The sequence below is a fragment of the Candidatus Cardinium sp. cBcalN2 genome, assembly GCF_022810445.1.
Classification (GTDB): Bacteria; Bacteroidota; Bacteroidia; order Cytophagales; family Amoebophilaceae; genus Cardinium.
The window spans coordinates 1-3,174 of the sequence record NZ_JAACGD010000124.1; the positions used below are offsets into that span (position 1 = coordinate 1).

At 37.7% G+C, this 3,174-nt stretch carries 3 protein-coding genes; 1 reads left to right on the forward strand and 2 read right to left on the reverse strand.

Annotation, left to right across the window (positions count from 1 at the left end; translation table 11 throughout):
• Both MUW74_RS04465 and MUW74_RS03760 read right to left on the reverse strand, forming a co-directional pair.
• Window positions 1–227 (reverse strand): GNAT family N-acetyltransferase (locus MUW74_RS04465; RefSeq protein ID WP_369127116.1); only part of this gene is annotated, 227 nt, incomplete at its 3' end.
• 297 nt (window positions 228–524) lie between these two features.
• Entirely contained in the window at window positions 525–1,520 is a 996-nt protein-coding gene (locus MUW74_RS03760) for a ribonucleoside-diphosphate reductase small subunit (protein WP_243519080.1), read from the reverse strand.
• Between the two features lie 475 nt (window positions 1,521–1,995).
• On the opposite strand from MUW74_RS03760, the gene floA reads away from it, so the two are divergent.
• Window positions 1,996–2,973, forward strand: a complete 978-nt coding sequence (floA, locus tag MUW74_RS03765; protein WP_243519075.1) for a flotillin-like protein FloA — start codon at window positions 1,996–1,998, stop codon at window positions 2,971–2,973.
• Window positions 2,974–3,174 lie beyond the last annotated feature (201 nt).

A 3,174-nucleotide genomic window follows, 5' to 3' on the forward strand; every position in this document is an offset into this window, starting at 1 on the left:
GCGTTTTTGCTTTTTCTACGTAGCTTTTGCCACTGCGCTGATCGGCTACTATCAGATTTTTTAAACCCTAAACGAATAGGTATGTTTTGACTCTTACGATTATCTATTGCACATCTGATAGCAATCACGTTTAATGCTAGTTGGTGGAACCCAATAGCTACCAGCTTAGCACAAGCCGATGTAACGATACCTAAGCCTTGAAATGCCTCCCCTATCCAATAACCAATTTCAGCTTGACCACTCGATAGTCAATCTTATTAAAACTGATGGTTCCACAAATTTTTCTCTTGTAAAATATACCAAAGGTAAGCCGACTATTTGCGCAAATTGCATTATGAGCACTAGTGATAAAATGTAAAGTATCACTTTGCCTCATGCATGTATCTAGCCAAGGCAACCATTCTTTCAAGTAGGCTCTATTGTTATTAGTTAAAGAGAATAAATCTTCTGCATCGTATTCATCTAACTATTTAATCATTAAATCTGCATGCAAGACTACTGACTTGGGAACTTCTGATAAGCTTTTAGAACTCTTCATCTAGCTTAAACCGAGCCTTGTCTTTGTCTGACGAAATACTACTCATTACACCTGACTTTTGGTACTCACCCACTCGCTTTTCAAAGAAATTGGTTTTTCCCTGTAAAGCAATCATTTCCATAAAGTCAAATGGATTGGTTACATGATAGATTTTTTTGCATCCCAGTTCCAATAACAGCCTATCGGCCACAAATTGAATATATTGGGTCATTAAGGTGGCATTCATACCAATCAATTTAACCGGTAACGCATCAGATACAAATTCACTTTCAATCGTGACAGCATCAGCTATAATTTGCGCTACCCGTTCCTCTGGCAGTTTGTGTTTGATATGTTGGTTGTAGAGCAAACAAGCAAAATCACAGTGCAACCCTTCATCCCTGGAAATGAGTTCATTAGAAAAGGTTAGTCCCGGCATCAACCCTCTTTTTTTAAGCCAAAAAATAGCACAAAAACTACCAGAAAAAAAGATCCCTTCTACTGCTGCAAAAGCAATCAGTCGTTCTGCAAAAGAGCCTTTGCTAATCCAACGCAGCGCCCAATCCGCTTTTTTGCCTACCCACTCAATGGTTTCTATAGCGTTGAACAATCTATGGCGTTCTGTGGGATCTTTGACATAGGTATCAATGAGTAAAGAATAGGCTTCGGAATGGATATTTTCAATAGCAATCTGGAAGCCGTAAAAAAACTTGGCCTCTGTATATTGGACCTCATTGGCAAAATTTTGCACCAGGTTTTCATTCACGATCCCATCACTAGCGGCAAAAAAGGCAAGGACATGGGTAATGAAATGTTGCTCGTCTGAGGTTAAGTTTTCCCAGTCTTTTATATCTTGGCTAAGATCGATCTCTTCTGCCGTCCAAAAACTAGCCTCTGCTTGCTTATAAAAGCTCCAAATATCGTGATGCTCAATAGGAAACAAAACAAATCTGTTTTTATTTTCTTGCAAAAGAGGTTCATCTACATAAGTATGGTTGCTCATCTGATTCTTTGAATTAAATTTTATTTAATAGGTATTTGCGATTAGCCGTTTTTCGAACTTGGCTTCTGCTAAAGGTTACTATGCCTAACAAACTTAATTAAATGCAGTCAAAGGTTCAACTTTTTCCAAACGGATTAGTTAGATAGAGGATGAATGTTTAGATCCAGGGTTTGGATATAAGTTATGCTATAAACAGATCAACAATGGAAACTAGATAGCTAGTATAGGTTAAACTGACCAAAGCAAAAATAGAATAAAGCTTGTCGTCCATTCTATAATTTATGATTAAATTTGAAAGTAATGTTGCAATGATCAATTTCTATCCACATAATACTTGTAGCAATACCCAGTTATTTTGATTGTTGATCATAAAAAACGAAACTTATATTCTATTTTTTCTTAATTTAGGCTAACATTACCTCTAAAAAAGTAAAACTTTAGACTTTAATTTATTTACCATTTTTATTTTACCATTATGGTTGTTGCAGAGCTTTATTTATACCTTTTCATGCTAGTTATGGGGATCATATTTTTTTATTTTTTCCCCGTTGGTCTTTGGATTACGGCTCGTTTTTCTGGCGTGCAAGTAGGTCTATTTGAATTGGTTTTTATGCGTATTCGGAAAGTTCCACCTGCTGTTATTGTAGATGGGCTTATAGTAGCCACTAAGGCTGGTCTTAAGTTGACCCTGATGGAAGTAGAAACCCATTATTTAGCCGGTGGTCATGTGCCATCTGTTATCAAGGCACTTATTTCTGCAGACAAAGCCAATATTAGCCTTTCTTTTAAGCAAGCTACTGCTATTGACTTAGCGGGTAGGGACGTATTCGAGGCGGTGCAAATTTCTGTTAATCCAAAAGTAATCAATACCCCTTCTGTAGCGGCTGTGGCCATGGATGGTATTCAGTTGGTTGCCCAAGCAAGGGTTACGGTTAGAGCCAATATTCAACAATTGGTAGGTGGTGCTGGAGAGGAAACTATTTTGGCACGTGTAGGAGAGGGCATTGTGACCTCTATTGGCTCTTCTCACAGTCATAAAGAAGTATTAGCCAATCCGGATAAAATTTCACAGTTGGTATTGAATAGGGGGTTAGATGCAGGAACTGCTTTTCAGATACTTTCTATTGACATTGCTGACGTGGATGTAGGTGACAATATTGGTGCCAAGCTCCAAATTGATCAAGCCAATGCTGATTTGCGTGTAGCCGAGGCTAAAGCAGAAGAAAAACGGGCTATGGCAGTAGCTTTAGAACAAGAAATGAAGGCCAAATCTGAAGAAGCAAGGGCTAAGGTTATTTTAGCTGAGGCAGAAGTACCACAGGCTTTGGCATTTGCTTTAAAAAATGGTCAGTTAGGGGTTATGGATCATTATCGTATGCAAAACATAAAAGCAGATACGCAAATGCGTGCTAGTGTAGCTGCAGGTGATCTGTTACCGAGTCAGGGGCATTAAAATAAAATAATATAGTATATAGCTTAGTTGTTCGACCCTACCATTTCGTGAACTCCGAACAGCTACCAAAAAATTGTATCTGTTCACGACTTTGGTAAAAAATAAATTTTTATTGTTACTTTTTTCTTGATAAAAAAGTAGCTTTCAAAAATTCATTTTTTACCAGTGTCATGAACAGATACGTTGACTTAGCTTAACCCT

Excerpts from the sequence above, each read along its gene's own strand:
- floA (WP_243519075.1), top strand. The coding sequence starts at position 1,996 with ATGGTTGTTGCAGAGCTTTATTTATACCTTTTCATGCTAGTTATGGGG.
- MUW74_RS03760 (WP_243519080.1), bottom strand. The coding sequence starts at position 1,520 with ATGAGCAACCATACTTATGTAGATGAACCTCTTTTGCAAGAAAATAAA.